Source organism: Streptomyces sp. NPDC005566 (assembly GCF_040605575.1).
Lineage (GTDB): Bacteria > Actinomycetota > Actinomycetes > Streptomycetales > Streptomycetaceae > Streptomyces.
In genome coordinates this window covers 89,264-109,057 of record NZ_JBEXDB010000019.1, presented here as the reverse complement: position 1 = coordinate 109,057, position 19,794 = coordinate 89,264, and the positions used below count along the sequence as shown (strand labels likewise).

General features: G+C 72.3%; 23 protein-coding genes. 3 read left to right on the top strand and 20 right to left on the bottom strand.

The window, feature by feature from the left end:
- Positions 1 to 204 precede the first annotated feature (204 nt).
- The gene (locus tag ABZS61_RS27800; RefSeq protein WP_356427006.1) at positions 205 to 1,143 is read right to left on the bottom strand and encodes a polysaccharide deacetylase family protein; all 939 of its coding nucleotides are present in this window, start codon (positions 1,141 to 1,143) and stop codon (positions 205 to 207) included.
- A gap of 177 nt (positions 1,144 to 1,320) precedes the next feature.
- Between ABZS61_RS27800 and ABZS61_RS27795 the strand changes: the two genes are divergently transcribed.
- Positions 1,321 to 2,499: a methyltransferase domain-containing protein gene (locus tag ABZS61_RS27795; protein WP_356427003.1), complete on the top strand. Its 1,179-nt coding sequence runs from the start codon at positions 1,321 to 1,323 to the stop codon at positions 2,497 to 2,499.
- Here ABZS61_RS27795 and ABZS61_RS27790 read toward each other — a convergent pair whose 3' ends face one another.
- Positions 2,500 to 3,159 carry a hypothetical protein gene (locus tag ABZS61_RS27790; protein WP_356426826.1) on the bottom strand — a complete coding sequence of 220 codons (660 nt, stop codon included), beginning with the start codon at positions 3,157 to 3,159 and terminating at the stop codon, positions 2,500 to 2,502.
- Between the two features lie 186 nt (positions 3,160 to 3,345).
- Here ABZS61_RS27790 and ABZS61_RS27785 point away from each other — a divergent pair, with 186 nt between their 5' ends.
- Entirely contained in the window at positions 3,346 to 5,208 is a 1,863-nt protein-coding gene (locus ABZS61_RS27785; protein ID WP_356426823.1) for a protein kinase, read from the top strand.
- Positions 5,209 to 5,239: 31 nt separating this feature from the next.
- On the opposite strand, the gene ABZS61_RS27780 is transcribed toward ABZS61_RS27785, so the two are convergent.
- The 8 genes from ABZS61_RS27780 to tsaB all read right to left on the bottom strand — a co-directional run bounded on the left by ABZS61_RS27780 (position 5,240) and on the right by tsaB (position 10,477).
- Positions 5,240 to 5,512: a DUF1876 domain-containing protein gene (locus tag ABZS61_RS27780; RefSeq protein ID WP_307125402.1), complete on the bottom strand. Its 273-nt coding sequence runs from the start codon at positions 5,510 to 5,512 to the stop codon at positions 5,240 to 5,242.
- 89 nt (positions 5,513 to 5,601) lie between these two features.
- Positions 5,602 to 6,066 (bottom strand): VOC family protein, encoded by a 465-nt coding sequence (locus ABZS61_RS27775; protein WP_356426818.1) that lies wholly within the window; start codon positions 6,064 to 6,066, stop codon positions 5,602 to 5,604.
- Between the two features lie 69 nt (positions 6,067 to 6,135).
- Positions 6,136 to 7,383, bottom strand: coding sequence for an RNA polymerase sigma factor (locus tag ABZS61_RS27770; protein ID WP_356426815.1), 1,248 nt, complete (start codon positions 7,381 to 7,383; stop codon positions 6,136 to 6,138).
- Positions 7,384 to 7,454: 71 nt separating this feature from the next.
- On the bottom strand, positions 7,455 to 7,811 hold the full coding sequence (locus ABZS61_RS27765; protein WP_356426812.1) for a YciI family protein: 357 nt from the start codon (positions 7,809 to 7,811) through the stop codon (positions 7,455 to 7,457).
- A 143-nt stretch (positions 7,812 to 7,954) separates the two neighbouring features.
- A complete protein-coding gene (locus ABZS61_RS27760) occupies positions 7,955 to 8,224 on the bottom strand; it encodes a hypothetical protein (protein WP_356426809.1) in 270 nt (89 codons plus the stop codon).
- Positions 8,221 to 9,327 carry a tRNA (adenosine(37)-N6)-threonylcarbamoyltransferase complex transferase subunit TsaD gene (gene tsaD, locus ABZS61_RS27755; protein ID WP_356426806.1) on the bottom strand — a complete coding sequence of 369 codons (1,107 nt, stop codon included), beginning with the start codon at positions 9,325 to 9,327 and terminating at the stop codon, positions 8,221 to 8,223. The genes ABZS61_RS27760 and tsaD overlap by 4 nt, the downstream gene beginning before the upstream one ends.
- Positions 9,327 to 9,818, bottom strand: a complete 492-nt coding sequence (rimI, locus tag ABZS61_RS27750; RefSeq protein ID WP_356426803.1) for a ribosomal protein S18-alanine N-acetyltransferase — start codon at positions 9,816 to 9,818, stop codon at positions 9,327 to 9,329. The genes tsaD and rimI overlap by 1 nt, the downstream gene beginning before the upstream one ends.
- Positions 9,815 to 10,477 (bottom strand): tRNA (adenosine(37)-N6)-threonylcarbamoyltransferase complex dimerization subunit type 1 TsaB, encoded by a 663-nt coding sequence (gene tsaB, locus ABZS61_RS27745; protein ID WP_356426800.1) that lies wholly within the window; start codon positions 10,475 to 10,477, stop codon positions 9,815 to 9,817. Before tsaB ends, rimI begins: the two co-directional genes overlap by 4 nt.
- 155 nt (positions 10,478 to 10,632) lie before the next feature.
- Here tsaB and ABZS61_RS27740 point away from each other — a divergent pair, with 155 nt between their 5' ends.
- Complete coding sequence (locus ABZS61_RS27740) at positions 10,633 to 11,193, top strand: hypothetical protein (protein ID WP_356426797.1); 561 nt, start codon at positions 10,633 to 10,635, stop codon at positions 11,191 to 11,193.
- Between the two features lie 57 nt (positions 11,194 to 11,250).
- On the opposite strand, the gene ABZS61_RS27735 is transcribed toward ABZS61_RS27740, so the two are convergent.
- From ABZS61_RS27735 to ABZS61_RS27690, 10 genes are all read right to left on the bottom strand, one after another.
- Complete coding sequence (locus ABZS61_RS27735; RefSeq protein WP_356426794.1) at positions 11,251 to 11,436, bottom strand: hypothetical protein; 186 nt, start codon at positions 11,434 to 11,436, stop codon at positions 11,251 to 11,253.
- Positions 11,437 to 11,590: 154 nt separating this feature from the next.
- Positions 11,591 to 12,124 (bottom strand): tRNA (adenosine(37)-N6)-threonylcarbamoyltransferase complex ATPase subunit type 1 TsaE, encoded by a 534-nt coding sequence (gene tsaE / locus ABZS61_RS27730; protein WP_356426792.1) that lies wholly within the window; start codon positions 12,122 to 12,124, stop codon positions 11,591 to 11,593.
- Positions 12,093 to 13,367, bottom strand: a complete 1,275-nt coding sequence (locus ABZS61_RS27725) for an alpha/beta hydrolase (RefSeq protein WP_356426789.1) — start codon at positions 13,365 to 13,367, stop codon at positions 12,093 to 12,095. The genes tsaE and ABZS61_RS27725 overlap by 32 nt, the downstream gene beginning before the upstream one ends.
- Positions 13,364 to 14,530 (bottom strand): alanine racemase, encoded by a 1,167-nt coding sequence (gene alr / locus ABZS61_RS27720; RefSeq protein WP_356426786.1) that lies wholly within the window; start codon positions 14,528 to 14,530, stop codon positions 13,364 to 13,366. Before alr ends, ABZS61_RS27725 begins: the two co-directional genes overlap by 4 nt.
- Before the next feature lie 60 nt (positions 14,531 to 14,590).
- Entirely contained in the window at positions 14,591 to 14,977 is a 387-nt protein-coding gene (locus tag ABZS61_RS27715) for a DUF488 family protein (protein WP_356426783.1), read from the bottom strand.
- 45 nt (positions 14,978 to 15,022) lie between these two features.
- Positions 15,023 to 16,480 carry an NAD(P)H-hydrate dehydratase gene (locus tag ABZS61_RS27710; protein WP_356426780.1) on the bottom strand — a complete coding sequence of 486 codons (1,458 nt, stop codon included), beginning with the start codon at positions 16,478 to 16,480 and terminating at the stop codon, positions 15,023 to 15,025.
- Positions 16,481 to 16,484: 4 nt separating this feature from the next.
- Positions 16,485 to 16,853, bottom strand: a complete 369-nt coding sequence (locus tag ABZS61_RS27705) for a holo-ACP synthase (protein WP_356427000.1) — start codon at positions 16,851 to 16,853, stop codon at positions 16,485 to 16,487.
- Between the two features lie 44 nt (positions 16,854 to 16,897).
- A complete protein-coding gene (gene glmS, locus ABZS61_RS27700) occupies positions 16,898 to 18,745 on the bottom strand; it encodes a glutamine--fructose-6-phosphate transaminase (isomerizing) (RefSeq protein WP_356426777.1) in 1,848 nt (615 codons plus the stop codon).
- Between the two features lie 177 nt (positions 18,746 to 18,922).
- On the bottom strand, positions 18,923 to 19,333 hold the full coding sequence (locus ABZS61_RS27695; RefSeq protein WP_356426774.1) for a PIN domain-containing protein: 411 nt from the start codon (positions 19,331 to 19,333) through the stop codon (positions 18,923 to 18,925).
- Positions 19,330 to 19,551: a type II toxin-antitoxin system VapB family antitoxin gene (locus tag ABZS61_RS27690; RefSeq protein WP_356426771.1), complete on the bottom strand. Its 222-nt coding sequence runs from the start codon at positions 19,549 to 19,551 to the stop codon at positions 19,330 to 19,332. Before ABZS61_RS27690 ends, ABZS61_RS27695 begins: the two co-directional genes overlap by 4 nt.
- Positions 19,552 to 19,794: the final 243 nt, after the last annotated feature.

The window sequence follows — 19,794 nt, the reverse complement described above, 5'->3', positions numbered from 1 at the left end:
GTGCCAATTCACCACCCGCGCGTGGCGGGCGGACCGGGCCGCCGGACCGCACCGGGCCCGGTACCGAGCGGGATTTCGCACGGTCACCGTACGGACAACGCGGGGGCGCGCCGCGGCGTTCCGTACCTCCAGGACGGCTTGCACGGAGTTCGGCGGAGGCGCGCACGCAGCGCTCCACGGGCACGCGCGCGGGACCGGAACCTTTCAGACGTAGTCCTCCAGCCTGGCCACCGCGTACCCCTTGTCGGTGATCGTCTTCATGACCTGGCGGACCATGTCCGCCATGGATCCCTTCCAGTTCGCACGCCCGCGGAAGTGGGTGAGGATGATGTCGCCGGGGTGCAGGTCCCGGTCCCACTCCCGCCATTCCATGCGGTCGGGGAAAGCCTCCGCGTTCCACAGGGGCACGGCCTCGACTCCGCAGGACTTCGCGATGCGCAGGGTGTCGCGGTTGTAGTTGCCGTACGGCGGCCGGAAGAGGGTGGGCCGCTTCCCGAAGTACTTCTCGATCTTGTCCTGTTCGCCGCAGATCTCCCGGCGCTGATCGGCCTTCGAGAGCCCCGGCAGATAGCGGTGGTTCAGCGTGTGGTTGCTGAGGGTGACGCCGCGCGCCTGCATCTCCTTGAAATAGCCGTAGTTGTCGCTCACCACGTAGTCGCTGAGGAAGGCGCTGTACGGGATCTTCAGCTCCGTCATCATGCGCAGCAGTTCGGGGTCCTTCTCCGCACCGTCGTCCATCGTCAGGAAGACGATCCGTTCCTCGGTCGGAACGGTGGTGAAGACCGGCGGCAGCTCTTCCCCGCCCTCGACCTCGAAACCCTCGCGGGTGGTGATGCGCGGTTTCACGGCGGGCGGCGCCGGTGCAGCCAGTGGGACTTTGGCCAGCCCCCACTTCTTCGCGGCGACCGCGCGGGCGGCCTGCTCCCGCTTCAGCCGCTCGGCACGGGTGTCGACCGCGGGTGCCGGCCCCGCCTGGGCGGCCGCGCCCGGCTGCCCCGCGGCCGGTTTCCCCTGCGCGGCCCCGCGGCCGGACTCCGCCGCGCACCCGGAGGCGACGGCGGCGGCCAGCAGGGCGACCAGAGCTCCGCGGACCGTTCTATGACGCTTTGTGATGTGCTTTTCGTTTTGTCGTACTAGCTGCATGGCGCCGCATCCTGCCAGCAGGTCACCGACCTCCTCCCGCGACACCTCCACCGGAGCCGCCGCGTCCCCCGGCTGGCTCACAATGGAGTCGTGAACGCCGCCCACTCCCCCGACGATCCCGCCGATTCCGCAGACCCCGCCGGTCCCGCGGATCCCACCGGCCCCACAGATCCGCTCGTGGCCTTCGCCGCCCTGCGCAGCCCCGAGGGCACGGCGCTCCTGGACGAACTGCGCGACTACGACCCCGCCCGGGAGCTGGCCACGGCCACCCGGCTGCGCCGCTCCCACCCGGCAGGCCTGGTGTCGGCTGCGCTGGGTCAGGCGCGGCTGCGGCAGCGGGCCGCGGCGAAGTTCGGTGCCGAGGACGCACACCGGATGTTCTTCACCCCGAACGGAGTGGAACAGGCGACCCGGACCTCGGTCGCCACCTACCGCGCCGCACGGTTCGCCGGTCTCGGCGGCGTGCGGAGCGTGGCCGACCTGTGCTGCGGGATCGGCGGGGACGCGATCGCCCTCGCTCGGGCGGGTATCTCGGTCCTGGCCGTGGACCGCGACCCACTGACCGCCGAGGTCGCCCGCGCCAATGCGGAGGCTCTCGGCCTCGACGGCCTGATCGAGGTGCGGTGTGCCGACGTCACAGAGATCGACACCTCCCCGTACGACGCGGTCTTCGTCGACCCGGCCCGGCGCGGCGGGCGCGGCAGGATCTTCGACCCCGAGGCGTACTCGCCGCCGCTCTCCTGGGCGACCGCCGCGGCGCTGAAGGCCCCCCGCGCGGCGCTGAAGATCGCCCCCGGTGTCCCGCACGAGGCGATCGGACCGCAGGCGGAAGCCGAGTGGATCTCGGACGGCGGTGATGTGAAGGAGGCCGTGCTGTGGTTCGGCGAGGGCTTCACCCCGGGCGCCTTCCGGGCCACCCTGCTGCCCTCCCGCGCGACCCTGGTGGCCGCCGCCCCGCTCCCCGCACCGCCCGTCGGCCCCGTCGGCCGCTTTCTGTACGAGCCGGACGGCGCCGTCATCCGCGCCCATCTGGTCGCCGACATCGTGCAACGGTGCGAGGGCAGGCTGGTCGACGAGACGATCGCGTACGTCACGAGCGATCAGCCGTACGACTCCGACTACACGGCCGCGTACGAGATCACCGACCGGCTGCCCTTCAACATGAAGAAGCTCAAGGCCCTGCTGCGGGAGCGGAAGGTCGGTGTCCTGACCGTCAAGAAGCGCGGATCGGCGGTCGAACCCGAGGAGCTGCGACGGAGGATGAAGCTCCAGGGGCCGCATTCGGCCACCGTGTTCCTCACCCGGGTGGCCGGTGCCCCGACGATGCTGATCGGACACCCGGTGAAGCAGCCCTGATCAGTGGCAGGCGCCGTCCACCCGGACCAGCGGCTCGGCCGGCGCCCCGATCAGCACCCGCACCACCCAGCGGCGGTGGGCGAACGCCTTGACGAGGCCGATCAGCCCGGTCAGCCAGGCGACGAAACCGAGCCCCATAAGGAACGCCACCATGCCGTAGGTCTCCTGGCCCGCCCTGGCCGTGGCAGGGACGGTCACACAGGTGTACAGGCCGACCGCGCACAGCAGGTACGACGTCAGCATCCAGACGGTTCCGGCGGCGGGCCTGCGCAGCGGCACGTCGCCCACCGGGTCCCGGTCGAGCCCGCCCCATTGCGCGAGGAGCCGGCGCACCCGGCGGTCCCTGAGCACACCGAGAGCGACGAAGACGGCCGAGGGAACCAGCAGGCCGGCGCCGACGACGACGCAGACGAGGCCCATGAACGCGCTGATGACGTCGTAGGACCCCTCGAAGGTGAGCATCGCGGTGCCGACGAACGACCAGCCGAGCGCGGCAAGTCCCGCCCACAGCCACAGCATTCCGAGCCGGCCCGGCCCGATGTGCATCCTGACGAGCTCGCCGAGGACCAGCGCCCGGTCCCGCAGCAGGGCGTCGCGGTCGGGCCAGGAACGCATCTCCACGGGCGGCGGCGGAGGCGGCAGCGGAGAACGGGGTGGCATGGACAAGACACTACCCAGACCGTGCACGTGCACGTGCCGGTGACCCTCTCCGCTCCGACTCCCGCCGCAGGAAACGGAATCGCGACTGCCGACACGCAACCGGCCGTACCTGCCCGGCCGTCCCAGGTTCCGGATACAGTACGGCTCGTTTCGAGTCCAACCAGGCCGGCCGGGGGCAGCAGCACGATGAGTCATCAACACCAGGAAAGCGACGGGGTCTTCCAGCCGCTGGAGGAAAACGATCCGCGGACCGTGGCCGGCTACCGGCTCACCGCGAAACTCGGCTCCGGCGGGATGGGCAAGGTCTACCTCTCGTACACGCCGGGCGGACGGCCCGTCGCGATCAAGGTGATCCGGCCGGACTTCAGCGAGGACGCGGAATTCCGCCGGCGGTTCCAGCAGGAGGTGCAGGCCGCCCAGCGCGTGCAGGGCCTGTACACCGCGCCGGTCATCGACAGTGACACCGACGGCGGCCAGCCCTGGCTCGCCACCGCGTACGTGCCCGGCCCCTCCCTCGCGGCGGCCGTCGGCGAGCACGGGCCGCTGCCCGTTCCTGCCGTGCTGCTGCTGGTCGCCGGGATCGCCGAGGCGCTCCACGTCATCCACGGGGCGGGCATCGTCCACCGGGACCTGAAGCCGTCCAACGTGCTCCTCGCCGCCGACGGGCCGCGCGTCATCGACTTCGGCATCGCCCGCGCCGCCGACGCCACCTCGCTGACCGGCAGCGGTGTCACGATCGGGACCCCGGCCTTCATGTCGCCCGAGCAGGCCTCGGGACGGCAGGTGACCGCGGCGACCGACCTCTTCGCGCTCGGGCTCGTCGCGGCCTACGCGGCAACGGGCTCCCCCGCCTTCGGTGAGGGCGCCTCGCACGGTGTGCTGTACCGGATCGTGCACGAGGAACCGGATCTGACCACGGTCCCCGAGCAGTTGAAGGAGCTCGTCACCCGGTGTCTGGCCAAGGCGCCGGAGGACAGGCCGTCGGTCACCGAGGTGATCGAGCTGTGCCGTACCGCCAACAGTGAGACGCAGCTGCGCCGTCCGGAGGACTGGCTGCCGCGCGCGGTCGCCGCCGACATCAGCGGCCGGACCGCCGCACCCGCCCCGGACCGGACCCCGCCGCCCCCGACCGTGGCGCCCACCGCCCCGGCCACGGCTTCCGCGACGCATCCGCCGACCGCCCCGTCGGCCCAGGTGGCGCCGCAGCCCTCGACCGTCACGGCGGCCCCGGCGCCCGGCGCGTACGGCTACCCGACGCCTCCGCCGTCCGCAGGGCACCAGCAGCATCCGGTACCGGGATACGGCTACCCCGTCCCCACCCAGCAGCCCCAGCAGCACACGCAGCAGCCCGGCGGGTACGGCTACCCGACCGGGCCGCACACGTATCCGACGGCGCAGGTACCGCCCGCCGGGCCCACCCGTCCCAAGAAGCGCACCGGAAAGCTCGTCGCGATCGGGCTGGCCGCCGCGCTGCTCGTCGGCCTCGGCGGTGGCCTCGCCGCCTACAAACTGCTCGACGGCGGCGGCAGCGAGGACAAGGGGAAGCAGACCCAGGCGGACGGCAAGGAGAAGGCGCCGGCCGCGAACCCCTCCTCGGACGCCCCGTCCGAGGGCTCCGGGGAACCGGCGGACGACGGCGGGGACGACTCCGCGCCGCTGCCCGACCCCGAGCCGGTCGTCTACAAGGGCATCGACCTCACCGGCGGCTACCACATCAACTTCGCCGATGCCACGGACAGTCCGCTCGACGGGTCCGAGGGCGACTTCGCCTACAGCTCCATCAGCAGCGTGGTCCGCACCAGCGATTCCATGATCCTGCTGAACCCCGGCCAGCAGGGCAGCCTCGACACCTGCCGGTCGGAGACCCGTTACTCCACCGACCTCGACGTGGACCGGCTCGTACGGGGCACCCAGATCTGTGTCCGCACCGACACCGGCCACCTCGGACTCGTCGTCGTCCGCGCCCTCCCCTCGGAGACGGCGGCCAGCAACTACATGACGCTGGACGTCACGGTGTGGCGCAACGCCCTGAAGGTCGACGAGTCCTGACCCGGTGCCGGTGCCGGTGCCGGTGAGGGGATCAGGTCAGCGGGTACGACGTCCTGCCGGACGCCTCGTCGATCTCGTCGTGTGCCTTGGTGAGCAGCTTCATCGCCAGTTCGTTGAGCGCACGGGCACCCGCGATCTCCTCGCCGACTCTCGGCTGCTCCGCATCGGAGGGGTGGCGGCTGGCGTAGCCGTGGGCCCGCACCTCGCTGCCGTCGCTGAGACGAACGAGAGCGGCGGCGCGGGTGCGGTGGGTGTCCTCCTCGAATTCCAGCTCGATATGCCACCCGACAGTGGTCTCCATCATGGCGGGTCACCTCCCGAAGTCCCTGCTTCCAGGGTGCGCCCGTTTCCCCTGCCGCGCACGGCGTGCGGCACGCTCGGGCCGGAGAGGGCTCAGGCGTCCCGCAGCGCCTGGACGTCCAGCTTGCGCATGCCGAGCATCGCCTTCATCACCCGCTCCGCCCTGTCCTTGTCGGGGTCGGCCAGCAGCTCCGGCAGGGCGCGGGGAACGATCTGCCAGGACAGCCCGTACCTGTCCTTGAGCCACCCGCACACGCTCTCCTCGCCGCCCTCGGTGAGCCTGTCCCAGAACCGGTCGACCTCCTCCTGCGTCTCGCAGTCGACGGAGAGCGAGATCGCCTCGCTGAAGTGGAACATCGGGCCTCCGTTGAGGCCGATGTACTCCTGGCCGGCGAGCCGGAAGTCGACGGTCATGACCTTGCCCGTCTCACCCGGTGACGCCTCGGTGTAGCGGGTGATGTCCACGACGGCGGAGTCGCCGCCGAAGACCGAGACGTAGAAGTTCGCCGCGTCCTCCGCCTGGTCGTCGAACCACAGACAGGGCTTGATCTTCTGCATGGTCTTCTCCTTGCCGCATCGGGCTGCTCCGGAACGCTGTGCAAGGTAGACCGCGCCCGGTCCGGAAACTCATCGGGACACGCTCTCCGCCCGTGCCAGCAACATCGCCCGCTCCCGGGCGTTGCGGGTCAGCCCGGCCGCCAGCACGAAAGCGGCCCGCGCCTCCTCCGTACGCCCCAGCCGCCGCAGCAGATCGCCGCGCACGCTGGGCAGCAGGTGGTACGAGGCGAGCGCCGGGTCCTGGGCGAGCGCGTCGGCCAGGGCGAGTCCGGCCGCCGGGCCCTCGGCCATGGAGACGGCGACCGCGCGGTTCAGCTCCACCACGGGGGACGGGGCCACCTTCACGAGATGGCCGTACAGGGTGGCGATGGTCGTCCAGTCCGTGTCCGCGTACCGCAGCGCGCGGGCGTGACAGGCGGCGATCGCGGCCTGCAGGGCGTACGGCCCCGGGGCGCCGCCCGCGGCGTGCGCCCGCTCCAGGGCCGCGAATCCGCGCCGGATCAGCAGCTGGTCCCAGCGGGAGCGGTTCTGGTCGGCGAGCAGGACGGGCGCGCCGTCCGCACCGGTCCTGGCCCTGGTCCGGGATGCCTGGAGCTCGAGCAGTGCCGCCAGGCCGTGAACCTCGGGTTCCCGGTCCATCAGCCCGGCCAGCAGCCGGGCCAGGCGCAACGCGTCCTCGCACAGTGCGGGGCGCAGCCAGTCGTCGCCCGTCGTCGCCGCGTACCCCTCGTTGAAGATCAGGTAGATGACGTCCAGCACGGAGCCGAGGCGAGCGGCGCGCTCGGGGCCGTAGGGCACCTCGAAGGGGACGGCCGCCCGGCTCAGGGTCCGCTTGGCACGGACGATGCGCTGGGCGACGGCCGACTCGGTGGCCAGGAAGGCGCGGGCGATCTCCTCGGTGCTCAGGCCGCCGAGCAGCCGCAGGGTCAGGGCGATGCGGGCTTCGGTGGACAGGACCGGGTGGCAGGACGTGAAGATCAGCCGGAGCAGGTCGTCGTCGATGCCGTCCGGGTCCGCGGTATCGGGCGCCGGTACGGCCTCCAAGGCCCGCCCGGCCTCCGCCAGCTTGCGCGCGTAGGTCTCCTTGCGGCGTACGAGGTCGATCGCCCGGTGCTTCGCGGTGGCCATCAGCCAGGCGCCGGGCCGGTCGGGGACACCCGTGCGCGGCCACTGCTCCAGCGCGGCGACCAGGGCGTCCTGCGCGAGCTCCTCGGCGATGCCGACGTCCCGCACGATGCGTACGGTTCCGGCGATGATCCGCGCCGACTCGATCCGGTACACGGCCTCGACGGCACTGCTCGCTTCTGTCACGGCCACCCATCAGAGCAGCCGGGGGCGGGTGCGGCAAGGACCCGCCGCACCCGCCCCGCTCCGGAGGGCCGCCGCCGTCAGCCCTCGGCGATCTCGCGGATCTCGGAGGTGACGGTCCAGTAGGTCTCGTGGACCGCGAGGAAGCGCTTGGTCCACTCCAGGATCTCGGCCTTGTCCTTGGCCTGGATGATGGCGTAGCCGCCGATGACTTCCTTGGTCTCGGTGAACGGCCCGTCCGTGACGGTGAACTCCCCGTCGGACCAGGTCACCCGGGTGCCCTGGGAGGTCGGGGTGAGCCCGGCCGTGTCGAGCAGGACACCGGCCTTGGTCATCTCCTCGATGAGCGCGCCCATGCGCTCCATCAGACCCTCGCTGGGGCCTTCGGCGGGAGCGTTGTTCTCGTCGATGCGGACCATCGTCAGATAGCGCGGCATGGTGACTCCTCGGATCGGGCGGCGGGGCTCGTCCCCGCCTCTCACCCCTGCGTCGAACGGGAGGGGCCCGGATCGACACGTCCGGCAGAATTCTTCTGAGATTCTTCCGCGACGGCCACCGGAGGCGGCTGTGGCGGGCGGCCTCAGCCGTCCGCCGGCCCCAGCGACTCGAAGCGCCAGCGGTGCACCGGGCGTGTGATCAGCGCGGCGTCCGGCTCGGGCAGCTCCGGCAGCTCGTCGTCGTACCCCGCCTCCCACCAGGTGAGGACGAGGACCCGGTCCTGCGGGGCACGCAGCAGCTCGCTGCGCAGCGGCTCCCGGGCCAGCTCACCCGCCCTGGACCGGGCCCATTCCAGCAGTTCCGCGCCGCGGCCCTCGGTGGCGCGCGCCTCCCACATCAGGGCGACGGTCATGAGTAGAGGTTGTCCTTGCTGATCTCGTGCACGTGGTCGTGGTCGTGGGCGTGGCTGTGCGCCCCCGGCACATGGGTCTCGGTGACCGGCAGCGAGGAGTCCGCCGAGAGCTCCCAGTCGGAGGCCGGGCGGTTGCGGGCCACCATCTCCGCGCCCAGCGCGGCGACCATGGCCCCGTTGTCCGTGCACAGTCCGGGCCTCGGCACGCGCAGCCGGATCCCGGCCCGCTCGCACCGTTCCTCGGCCAGCGCCCGCAGCCGCGAGTTGGCCGCGACACCGCCGCCGATCATGAGGTGGTCGACGCCCTCGTCCTTGCAGGCCCGCACGGCCTTGCGGGTCAGTACGTCCACGACGGCCTCCTGGAAGGACGCCGCCACATCCCGTACGGGAACCTCCTCGCCCGCCGCCCGCTTCGCCTCGATCCAGCGCGCGACCGACGTCTTGAGGCCGGAGAAGGAGAAGTCGTACGCGGGGTCGCGCGAGCCGCTGAGCCCGCGCGGGAACGCGATCGCCTTCGGGTCGCCCTCCCTCGCCAGCCGGTCGATGACCGGTCCGCCGGGGAAGCCGAGGTGCAGCACCCTGGCGATCTTGTCGAAGGCCTCGCCCGCCGCGTCGTCGATCGTCGCGCCCAGCGGCCGTACGTCGTTGGTGATGTCGGGCGCCAGCAGCAGCGAGGAGTGCCCGCCGCTGACCAGCAGGGCCATCGTCGGCTCGGGCAGCGGGCCGTGCTCGAGCTGGTCCACGCAGATGTGCGAGGCGAGGTGGTTGACCCCGTACAGCGGCTTGTTCAGCGCGTACGCGTACGCCTTCGCCGCCGACACCCCGACGAGGAGCGCCCCGGCGAGCCCGGGACCGGCGGTGACCGCGATGCCGTCGAGGTCGCGGGCACTGATCCCGGCCTCCTTCAGCGCTCGTTCGATGGTGGGAACCATCGACTCCAGGTGGGCGCGGGAGGCGATCTCGGGGACGACGCCTCCGAAGCGGGCGTGCGTGTCGACGCTGGAGGCGACGGCGTCGGCCAGCAGTGTCGTTCCGCGCACGATGCCCACGCCGGTCTCGTCGCAGGAGGTCTCGATGCCGAGTACGAGCGGTTCGTCAGCCATCAGTCAGTCTCTGTTCCTTGTACGGTCAGGCGCATGACGAGTGCGTCGATGTTCCCGGGCTGGTAGTAACCCCGGCGGAAACCGATCGGTTCGAAGCCGAAGCGTTCGTACAGCTTCTGCGCGCGGGTGTTGTCGACGCGGACCTCCAGGAGCACCGCGGTGCACTCGAAGGCGGTGGCGTGTCTGAGGAGGTCGGTCAGGAGTTCGGAGCCGAGGCCGCCGCCCCACTGGCCGCGGCTGACGCCGATCGTCTGGACGTCGGCGAGCTCACCGGCCGCGGCGAGGCCCGCGTAGCCGACGATCCGGCCGTCGACGGGGTCCTCGGCGACGACATAGCGCCGGGTGGCCTGCGGGCCGCGCGCGTGGGCCAGCTCGGACCAGAACATCCCGGCCGACCATGCGTCCTCGGGGAACAGCTCGTGCTCCAGGTCCAGCACCGGATCGATGTCCCACCAGCGCATCTCGCGGAGCACAGCGGTCACGGTCGTCACTTCGGGGTGACCACCTTGTAGTTCTTCGGGACCTGGGCGTCGGGCCTGCGCAGGTAGAGCGGCTGCGGGGGCAGCAGTTCCGCCCCGGCGGCGAGGCGCTCGGCGGCGAGGGCGGCGAGGGCTCCGGCAGAGACGTGTTCGGGGCTGCGCGCGTCCGGGAAGGCCTCGGGGTAGAGCAGGGCGCCCGCGCCGACGACGGGCAGCCCGGCGAGCTGCTCGGCGATGTCGGCGGGCCGGTCGACGGCGGGCTCACCGGACCGGGTGCGGGAGTCCTCGTACCGTGCCCAGTAGACCTCCTTGCGCCGCGCGTCCGTCGCGACGGCGAACGGGCCTTCGAGGCCGGCCTGCCCGGCGGCGTACGCGAGGCCGTCGAGCGTGCACAGTCCGTGCACCGGTACGGAGAGGGCGGAGCCGAACGTCGCCGCGGTCACCAGACCGACGCGCAGCCCGGTGTACGGACCGGGGCCGACCCCGACGACCACGTCCGTCACGGCGTCGAGTTTCACCCCGGCCTCGGCGAGGACACGGTCGACGGCGGGGAGCAGGAGCTCCCCGTGCCTTCGGGCGTCGACCTGGCCGGTCTCGGCTACGACGGAGGTCCCGTCGTGGAGGGCGACGGTGACGGCGGGCGTGGCGGTATCAACGGCGAGCAGGAGCACACAAACAGCCTACGGCTCCGCCGACTCGGGTACGTCCCGCCCGTACGTCGTACCGGTCGGCACTGCCGCTGCTGGTACCGTCGCCGGGTATACGTGTGTACGACGTAAATGCTTGTACGACATGCGACGAACGGCATGCGAAAGGGGAGCTCACGGTGGCTAGGGGCAGCTCGGGAATCGTGGCCGGGCTCACGGCGGCGGCGGTGGCCGCGGTCTGTTTCCTCGCCTACCAGGCGTCGGCGAACGCGCCCGAATCCGTCGTCGCCCCCACGGCGCGGTCCTCCGGCAGCTCGTCGGCCGCTCCCACCGAGAAGTCCGAGGCCCCGAGGGAACCGCTCGCGGTCCCCGCGGACTCCGACACCGGGGCGCGCGTCGTGTACGCGCTGAAGGACCGTCGGGTGTGGATCGTGGACGCCGAGGAGAAGTCGCTCCGGACGTTCACCGTGATGCCGAGCGCCATCAGCCCGCTGCCCGGTGTCTACCGGGTGACCTCGCGCTCCGGCAGCATCAAGGGTTCGGACGGTGTGCCCATCGAACACGTGGTGCGCTTCGCGAACGTCGACGACGTCTCCGTGGGCTTCAGCGCCGCACAGGACGACTCGATGCACAGCCCCGACCCCACGATCAAGACCGGCGGGGTCCGGATGAAGCGTGCCGACGGCAACGCGATGTGGACGTTCGCGACGGTCGGCGTCAAGATCGTCGTCGTCCCGTAGGACCGCGACCGCCCGTCATCCCGTACCGCCCGTCCCGCAGCGCCCGGTCGGGGTCCCTCAGGCCGCGTCGCGTCCGGCAGGCAGCTGTTCCTGCCCGCCGTCCTCGTGCTCCTCGCGGGGCGGCGTCGAGACCGCCGTCGCAGCCGCGCAGGAGGCCAGCAGGTCCTTCATCGACACCGCGGACGCCGACGGCGGCTCCGCCTGCGGCGACTGCGGCTGCACTTCACGCTCGGGTGTCGGCATGCATGCCTCCTCGGGCTTCGGTGAAAGATCCGGTTAGGCAGACCTAACCAATCTCGCAACCATGTGACCACGGCCGCAGCCCCCTGCGCAACATTTTACCGACGGCTTGTCGGAAAGCACCGGCCGGAACGTCGGCCGATGCGGCGGAAACCGGTCAGGCTCCCGCCAGATCCGCGTCCAGACCCGCCCAGCGCGCCCCGATGCCGACCAGCGTGACCGTGCGCCGCTCGTCGTCCGTGTCACCCACCGCACGGTGGATCAGCACCTGCAGCCGGTCGTCCGAGAGCTCCTCGACCTTGCCGTCGCCCCATTCCACGACGACCACCGACTCCGGCAGCGACACATCGAGGTCCAGGTCCTCCATCTCGTCGAGCCCGCCACCCAGGCGGTACGCGTCGACGTGGACCAGGGCGGGCCCGTCGCCCAGGGGCGGGTGCACCCGGGCGATCACGAAGGTGGGCGAGGTGACGGCACCGCGTACCCCGAGGCCCTCGCCGAGCCCCCGGGTGAGCGTGGTCTTGCCCGCGCCGAGCTCGCCGGTGAGCATCACCAGGTCGCCGGGGGCCAGCACACCGGCGATACGGCGGCCGAGGTCCCTCATCTGTTCGGGGGACTCGACGGCGAGGTCGACGGTGACGGTGCCCGGTACGACGGTGTCAGCCACCGGGCCGTTGTGCGCTGCTTCCATGCTCGCCAACGTTAGAGGATCCGGGCGCCTCGCCCGGAACCGCTCCGATCCGCACCAGCAGGTCCGCGAGCCGGTCGGTGACCGTCTCCGGGTGCTCGAGCATCACCAGGTGACCGGCGTCCGGCACGATGACCAGCTCCGCGTCCGGCAGCTCGTCCGCGATGGCCTCGCTGTGCGAACTGGGTGTGACCAGGTCCTTGTCGCCGGCCAGGATCAGCACCGGAAGATCGAGGAAGGCGGGCAGCGCCCCGCTCTTGTCGTGCTCGGTGAACGCCGGGTAGAACTCGGCGACCACATCGATCGGGGTGGACTCGATGAGCCGCTCCGCGAACCGAGCGACCGCCGGGTCCACGTCCCGCGAACCGAACGAGTACCGCTTGATCAGCCCCGCGAACAGGTCGGCGGTCGCCCGCCGTCCGCGCTCCACGAGCTCCGTCTGCGAACCGAGCGCCTTGAGCACCCCGGGCAGCACCCGGCGCACCGCGTTCACGCCCGCCACCGGCAGACCGAAGTTCACCTCGCCGAGCTTCCCGCTCGACGTGCCGACGAAGGCGACCGCGGCGACCCGGTCACGGACCAGTGCCGGGTACTGGTCGGCGAGCGCCATCATCGTCATGCCGCCCATCGAGTGCCCGACCAGCACCAGCAGGCCCTCGGGGGCCGCGGCGTCTATGACCGCCTTCAGGTCGCGGCCCAGCTGGTCGATGCCGACGGCCACTCCCTCGGCCTGTGCCCGTCCGCGCTCGGAGCGGCCGTGACTGCGCTGGTCCCAGTGGACCGTGCGCACCAGGCCGCGCAGGGCCGCCCGCTGGAAGTGCCAGGAGTCCTGGCTGAGGCAGTAGCCGTGGCTGAAGACGACGGTGACGGGCACGGGTGCCTTGCGGCCGAAGAGCCTGCGCCGTCGCGAGCCGGGGGCCGTGGACCCGGCACCCGCCTTCGTGCCCGCGCGGCCCGTGCCGCCGTCGGGTTCGACCTCGTCGACCTCGTAGTACAGCTCGGTGCCGTCGTCGGCGACGGCCCGGCCGGACACCCCGCGCAGCGAGCCGTACGGTCCCGCGGCGTCCAGCGCGAGCCGGGCCTTCTTGCGCATGCCACGGCCCACCGTCAGCCGCTCGACCGCGACACCGGCCGCCGCACCCGCAGCGATGACGCCTATCGCCGCCCCGGCGACGCCCGCCCGGCGCCAGCCGGCCGCGGCGACGGCAGCCGTCGCCACCACGTCCCCCGCACTGGTGTCGCTCACCGTGCCGTGCTCCTCGTCGTTGTCGCCGCGTCTCGATAGACGCGGGGTACGCGTGCACCGATGCGTGTGACGATCTCGTACGCGATCGTGTCGGCCGCGACCGCCCAGTCCTGGGCGCTCGGCTCGCCCCGGTCGCCCGGCCCGAACAGCACCGCCTCCGTACCCGGTTCCGGGGTGTCGCCCTCGAGGTCGACCACGAACTGGTCCATCGCCACTCTGCCTGCCACCGTCCGGATCCGGCCGTCGACGAGAACGGGGCCCCGGCCGGAGGCGTGGCGCGGGATGCCGTCCGCGTAACCGACGGGCACGAGGGCGAGCGTCGTCTCGGCGGAGGTCGTGTAGTGGTGGCCGTAGCTGACGCCGTGGCCCGGGGGCACCTGCTTGACCAGCGCGATCGACGCGGCGAGCGTCATCACGGGACGCAGGCCGAAGTCGGCCGGTGTGCCCAGCTCCGGGCTCGGCGAGATGCCGTACACGGCGATCCCGGCGCGTACGAGATCGAAGTGCGACTCGGGCACCGTGAGGGTCGCCGGCGAGTTGGCGATGTGCCGCACCTCGGGTTCGGCGCCCGCCTTCTCCGCGTACGCCAGCATGTCGCGGAACACGTTCAGCTGGGCGGCGATCGAGGGGTGGCCCGGCTCGTCCGCGCAGGCGAAGTGGGACCACAGGCCGGTGATGCGCAACGTGCCCGCGGCCTCGGCGGCGCGGGCGGCGGAGATCAGTTCCGGCCAGTCGGCGGGCTGGCAGCCGTTGCGCCCGAGGCCCGTGTCGGCCTTGAGCTGGACCCGGGCCGGAATGCCGGCCTCCGTGGCCGCGGCGACGACCTCGGTGAGCGCCCACAGGCCGCTCACCGAGACGTCGATGTCCGCCTCGATCGCGTCGCGCCAGGGGCCGCCGGGCGTCCACAGCCAGCACATCACCCGTCCGCCGATCCCGGCCGCCCGCAGGGCGAGGGCCTCCTGCGGGGTCGCCGTGCCCAGCCAGGTCGCACCGGCCTCGATCGCGGCCCGGGCACAGGGCACCGCGCCGTGCCCGTACGCGTCGGACTTCACGACGGCCATGAGCTGCGCCCCGGACGCCCGCGCACGCAGGGCGCGCACGTTGGCGCGCACCGCGGCGAGGTCGATCTCGGCACGGGCTCTGGGGGACGCTGTCTCGTTCATCGCGCCCAGTCTCTCAGAGCCGTACGCATGTGCCCTCGATCTCCCGGGCGCGGTGAGGCGTCAGCCCTGCTCCAGGGCGTGTTCCAGGTGCTCGGCGAGGACGGGGACATGGCTGCCCGGGATGTCCTTCACCGCCGTGAGCAGCGTGACCGGGCCGCCCTCGCGCAGCAGCCCGAGCAGCTCGTCCACGGCTCGGGTGTGGGCGGGGTCGCCGAGTTCGGTGCGGTAGCGGCCCACGAAGTCGTCGTAGCGGTTGCCGGAGCGGTCCTCGTGGTACCAGGAGCGGAGCTCGTTCGAGGGGGTCGCGTCCTTGGCCCACACGTCGACGGCCGCCCGCTCCTTGGACACCCCGCGCGGCCAGAGCCGGTCGACGAGGACGCGGGTGCCGTCGCCGTCCTCGGGCGGGTCGTACACCCTGCGCATGCGTACGGTGCCGCTGCTGCCCACGTCCGATCACCCTTCCGGCTCCCGTTGTGCTCCTGCCAGGGTGGATCAGGCCCGCACATCCCGCCAGGCCGCCGGGATCGCGTCCGCGACGTCCTGCGCCGCGACCGGCGCCCCGCCCGAGACCCGGCGCGCCGCGAGCCCGTGCAGGTAGGCGCCCACCGACGCGGCGTCCCGCGGGGCGAGGCCCGCAGCCAGGAGCGAACCGGTCAGCCCCGAGAGCACATCTCCGCTCCCCGCCGTGGCCAGCCACGACGTGCCCGTCGGGTTGACCCGTACGGGCGCGCCCCCGGCCTCCGCGACCAGGGTCGTCGACCCCTTGAGCAGCACCGTCGCGCCGTAGCGCGCGGCCAGTTCCCGGACGGCGGCGAGCCGTCCCGCCTCGACCTCCTCGCGCGGGACGCCCAGGAGCGCGGCGGCCTCCCCGGCGTGCGGGGTGAGGACGGTGGCGGCGGTGCGCGCCCGTACGGCCCCGGCGTCCATCAGCCGCAGCCCGTCCGCGTCGACGAGCACCGGAACGTCCGTGGCCAGCACGTCGGACACCGCGCCCGCCGCCGCGGAGGAGTCGCCGAGCCCCGGCCCGACCACCCAGGCCTGCACCCGGCCGGACTTCGACGGCGGCCACGGGTGCACCAAGGTCTCCGGGAACCGGGCGATCACCGCGTCCGCGCCGGGACCGGCGTACCGCACGGCTCCGGCGCCGCCGCGCAGCGCGCCCGCGACCGCGAGCACAGCGGCACCCGGGTACCGCTCCGACCCTGCGGCCACGCCGACCACACCGCGCCGGTACTTGTCGCTCTCGGCCCCCGGCACCGGCAGGAGGTCTGCCACGTCCGCGTACTGCAGGGCCTCCAGGTCGGGTCGCCCGGGCAGCTCGGGGCCCAGCCCGATGTCGATGAGACGCAGGGCGCCCGCCCGTTCGGCGGCCGGGTCGATGAGCAGCCCCGGCTTGTACGTACCGAAGGTGACGGTGGCGTCCGCCCGTACGGCAGCCCCCAGGACCTGACCGGTGTCCGCCTCGACCCCGCTGGGCAGATCCACGGCGAGCACCGGCGCGTGTCCGCCGGTGACCGCGCGGACCAGCTGCTCCGCCTCGGGGCGCAGACCGCCGCGGCCCCCGATCCCGGTGATCCCGTCGACGACGAGGTCGACGGGCCCGAAGGCGTGGCCGATGCGGTCCGGGGAGTCCAGGACCTGGCCGCCCGCCGCGAGCAGCGCTGCGAGACCGCCCCGGTGGACCTTGTCGGGCGCGGTCAGCAGGGCCCGTACGCCCGCTCCGCGCCGGGCCAGCCGGGCCCCCGCGTACAGCGTGTCCCCGCCGTTGTCGCCGCTGCCGACGAGCAGCAGCACCCGGGAGCCGTACACCCGGCCGTTGCGCCGGAGCAGGTCGCCGCAGGCCACCGCCAGGCCGGCGGCGGCGCGCTGCATCAGGGCGCCCTCGGGCAGCCGTGCCATCAGCGCCTGTTCGGCGGCCCGTACGGTCGAAACGCTGTACGCCTGTCGCATGCGCTCAACCCTCCGCGATCACCACGGCCGACGCCACCCCCGCGTCATGGCTGAGCGATACGTGCCAGCTGCGCACGCCCAGCTCGGCGGCGCGGGCCGCGACCGTGCCGCGGACCTCCAGCCGGGGCTGCCCGCTGTCCTCGACGCACACCTCGGCGTCCGTCCAGAGCAGCCCGCCCGGCGCCCCGAGCGCCTTGGCCAGCGCCTCCTTGGCGGCGAACCGGGCGGCCAGTGAGGCGATGCCCCGCCGCTCGCCGCTGGGCAGCAGCAACTCCCTCTCCAGGAAGAGGCGGTCCGCCAACTGCGGCGTACGCCCCAGCGCGGCGCCGAAGCGTTCGATCTCCGCCACATCGATCCCGACCCCGATGATCACGTGCTCACCCTCACCCTGATCCACTGCACGGCCTGCTCCCCCGTCTACTCCACGGTCACGGACTTCGCCAGATTGCGCGGCTGGTCCACCTCGTTGCCGCGGGCCGTCGCCAGCTCGCAGGCGAAGACCTGCAACGGCACGGTGGCGACCAGCGGCTGAAGCAGCGTAGGCGTAGCGGGGATCCTGATGAGGTGGTCCGCGTACGGGACGACCGCCTCGTCGCCCTCCTCGGCGATGACGACGGTACGGGCGCCGCGGGCCCTGATCTCCTGGATGTTCGACACGATCTTGTCGTGGAGCACCGAACGGCCGCGTGGGGACGGCACGATGACGACGACCGGCAGCCCCTCGTCGATGAGCGCGATCGGCCCGTGCTTGAGCTCTCCGGCCGCGAAGCCCTCGGCGTGCATATACGCGAGCTCCTTGAGCTTCAACGCGCCTTCCAGGGCCACCGGGTAGCCGACGTGCCGGCCCACGAAGAGCACCGTGTCGCGGTGCGCGAGCGAGCGGGCGAGCGCGCGCACCGGCTCCATCGTCCCGAGGAGCTCCTCCACCTGCCGGGGGATTTCGGAGAGCTGGCGCACCACCGTGCGGATCTCGTCGCCCCACTTGGTGCCGCGGACCTGGCCGAGGTACAGCGCGACGAGGTAGCAGGCGACGAGCTGCGTCAGGAACGCCTTGGTTGAGGCGACGGCCACCTCCGGACCGGCGTGGGTGTACAGGACGGCGTCGGACTCCCTCGGGATGGTCGACCCGTTCGTGTTGCAGATGGCGAGGACCTTCGCCCCCTGCTCACGGGCGTGCCGCAGGGCCATCAGCGTGTCCATCGTCTCGCCGGACTGGGAGATCGCGATGACCAGGGTGTGCCGGTCCAGGATCGGGTCGCGGTAGCGGAACTCGCTGGCCAGCTCCGTCTCGCAGGGCAGCCGGGTGACGTGCTCGATGGCGTACTTGGCGATCATCCCGGCGTGGAAGGCGGTCCCGCAGGCGACGATGACGACCTTGTCGACCTCCCTGAGCTCGCTCGGCGGGATCCGCACCTCGTCCAGGTGCAGCGCACCCGCGGAGTCGATCCGGCCCAGGAGCGTGTCGGCGACGGCCTTCGGCTGGTCCGCGATCTCCTTGAGCATGAACGAGGCGTAGCCGCCCTTCTCGGCGGCGGAGGCGTCCCAGTCCACGTGGTACGCACGCGACTGGGCGGGAAAGCCGTCGAACCCGGTGACGGTCACCCCGTCCCTGCGCAGTTCCACCACCTGGTCCTGGCCCAGCTCGATGGCGTCCCGGGTGTGCGCGATGAAGGCGGCCACATCGGAGGCCAGGAACATCTCCCCGTCCCCGGCCCCGACCACCAGGGGCGAGTTCCGCCGGGCCCCGACGACCACATCGGGCTCGTCCGCGTGCATCGCGACCAGGGTGAACGCGCCCTCCAGCTGCCGGCAGACCTGGCGCATGGCCTCGGCGAGCTCGCCGGCCGAGGAGTACGCCTCCGCCAGCAGGTGGGCGACGACCTCGGTGTCGGTCTCGGAGGCCAGCTCGTGGCCGCGCCCGGTCAGCTCCTCGCGCAGGGCGGCGAAGTTCTCGATGATCCCGTTGTGTACGACGGCGACGCGCCCCGCGTTGTCGAGGTGCGGGTGGGCGTTGGCATCGGTCGGGCCGCCGTGGGTGGCCCAACGGGTGTGCCCGATCCCGGTGTTCCCGGCGGGCAACGGCCGCTCCTTGAGCTCCTTCTCCAGGTTGAGGAGCTTCCCGGCCTTCTTCGCCCCGGCCAGACCACCGTCCGCGAGGACGGCGACCCCCGCGGAGTCGTACCCCCGGTACTCCAGCCGCTTCAGCCCCGCGACGACGACGTCCTGCGCCGACTGCCCACCGACGTAACCCACGATTCCGCACATATCGGCACCATAAGGCCGCAGGCCGGTGGGGGACAGTAGCCGTGCTCCACGCCCGGTCGGGGCATCAGCCGAACCGCGGCAACCGGGAGGGCAGCGTCCGCGCCTCCTGGCACCCCTGGATCCTGTAGCTGTACTTGAGCAGCTCGAACCGCGGCGCAACCTCTCAGGCCGGCAGGGTCAGCCCACGTCGCGGACGCAGTGCTCTTTCAGGTCGGGCGCATGCCGGGCGACGGTGCGGTAGTCCGCATCGTCGTGGAGAACAACCAGCCCGTGGTGGGCAGCAGTCGCGGCGATCATCAGGTCCACGGCCGAGGCGCTGCGGTGCTCCCCGACCCGCGCCATACGCTGCTGCACCGCGCTGATCCAGCGTCCCGCGTTCTTCGGTACCGAGACGTCCGGGTAGAGATCGGTGAACATGTCCACGATCTCGTCGTACTCACGACCGGTCCGGGCGCTGTGGAGGAACTCCGCGCGCTGCGGATAGCAGGAAGCCAACGCCTCGGCGCTGATCGCGTCGTACCAGGCCGACTGCAGGCCGGTGTCTCCGAGCAGACGGACCAGACCGGACGTGTCGAGCAGATAGATCACTGCCCGTCCTTCTCCGCCTGGTGCCGGCGCTCGGCGTCCTCCACTGCTCCCCACTGGCGAGCCCGCTCGAAGTGGCGGCTGATCCGCACCGCGCGGTCCTGCTGGTCCGCGTAGTACCGGAGGGCCAGATTCACCGCCTCCTTCTTGGTCCTGGCCTTGGACAGAGCCATGGTGCGCTCCAGCGCGTCATCGTCTATGTCGATCTGGGTCACGGACATCCAGCACCTCCCGCGAGCATGGTCATGTACAAAGAACTGTATGGCACCCACAAGAAGGGCGCTCGCCTCGCCGCAGCCCCAGCTGCCCGGTTGCGTTCGGAGAGCCAGGAGTGCCCGGTGACCTGCGCGGTCACCGTGGCACGCGGGACGTCTGTTCGCCCTGGGACGCAACTCGTTCCCCGAGTTGTCGCGCCGCGTTGTCTCCGCGCCACGAACCCCACCGGTCCGCACTCCCCGGGGCTC

Bases quoted from the DNA above. Each gene is read 5' to 3' on its own strand.
- ABZS61_RS27800 (WP_356427006.1), bottom strand. From the start codon at position 1,143: ATGCAGCTAGTACGACAAAACGAAAAGCACATCACAAAGCGTCATAGA.
- ABZS61_RS27790 (WP_356426826.1), bottom strand. From the start codon at position 3,159: ATGCCACCCCGTTCTCCGCTGCCGCCTCCGCCGCCGCCCGTGGAGATG.
- ABZS61_RS27785 (WP_356426823.1), top strand. From the start codon at position 3,346: ATGAGTCATCAACACCAGGAAAGCGACGGGGTCTTCCAGCCGCTGGAG.
- ABZS61_RS27780 (WP_307125402.1), bottom strand. From the start codon at position 5,512: ATGATGGAGACCACTGTCGGGTGGCATATCGAGCTGGAATTCGAGGAG.
- ABZS61_RS27775 (WP_356426818.1), bottom strand. From the start codon at position 6,066: ATGCAGAAGATCAAGCCCTGTCTGTGGTTCGACGACCAGGCGGAGGAC.
- ABZS61_RS27765 (WP_356426812.1), bottom strand. From the start codon at position 7,811: ATGCCGCGCTATCTGACGATGGTCCGCATCGACGAGAACAACGCTCCC.
- ABZS61_RS27760 (WP_356426809.1), bottom strand. From the start codon at position 8,224: ATGACCGTCGCCCTGATGTGGGAGGCGCGCGCCACCGAGGGCCGCGGC.
- tsaD (WP_356426806.1), bottom strand. From the start codon at position 9,327: ATGGCTGACGAACCGCTCGTACTCGGCATCGAGACCTCCTGCGACGAG.
- ABZS61_RS27735 (WP_356426794.1), bottom strand. From the start codon at position 11,436: ATGCCGACACCCGAGCGTGAAGTGCAGCCGCAGTCGCCGCAGGCGGAG.
- tsaE (WP_356426792.1), bottom strand. From the start codon at position 12,124: ATGGAAGCAGCGCACAACGGCCCGGTGGCTGACACCGTCGTACCGGGC.
- alr (WP_356426786.1), bottom strand. From the start codon at position 14,530: ATGAACGAGACAGCGTCCCCCAGAGCCCGTGCCGAGATCGACCTCGCC.
- ABZS61_RS27710 (WP_356426780.1), bottom strand. From the start codon at position 16,480: ATGCGACAGGCGTACAGCGTTTCGACCGTACGGGCCGCCGAACAGGCG.
- glmS (WP_356426777.1), bottom strand. From the start codon at position 18,745: ATGTGCGGAATCGTGGGTTACGTCGGTGGGCAGTCGGCGCAGGACGTC.
- ABZS61_RS27690 (WP_356426771.1), bottom strand. From the start codon at position 19,551: ATGTCCGTGACCCAGATCGACATAGACGATGACGCGCTGGAGCGCACC.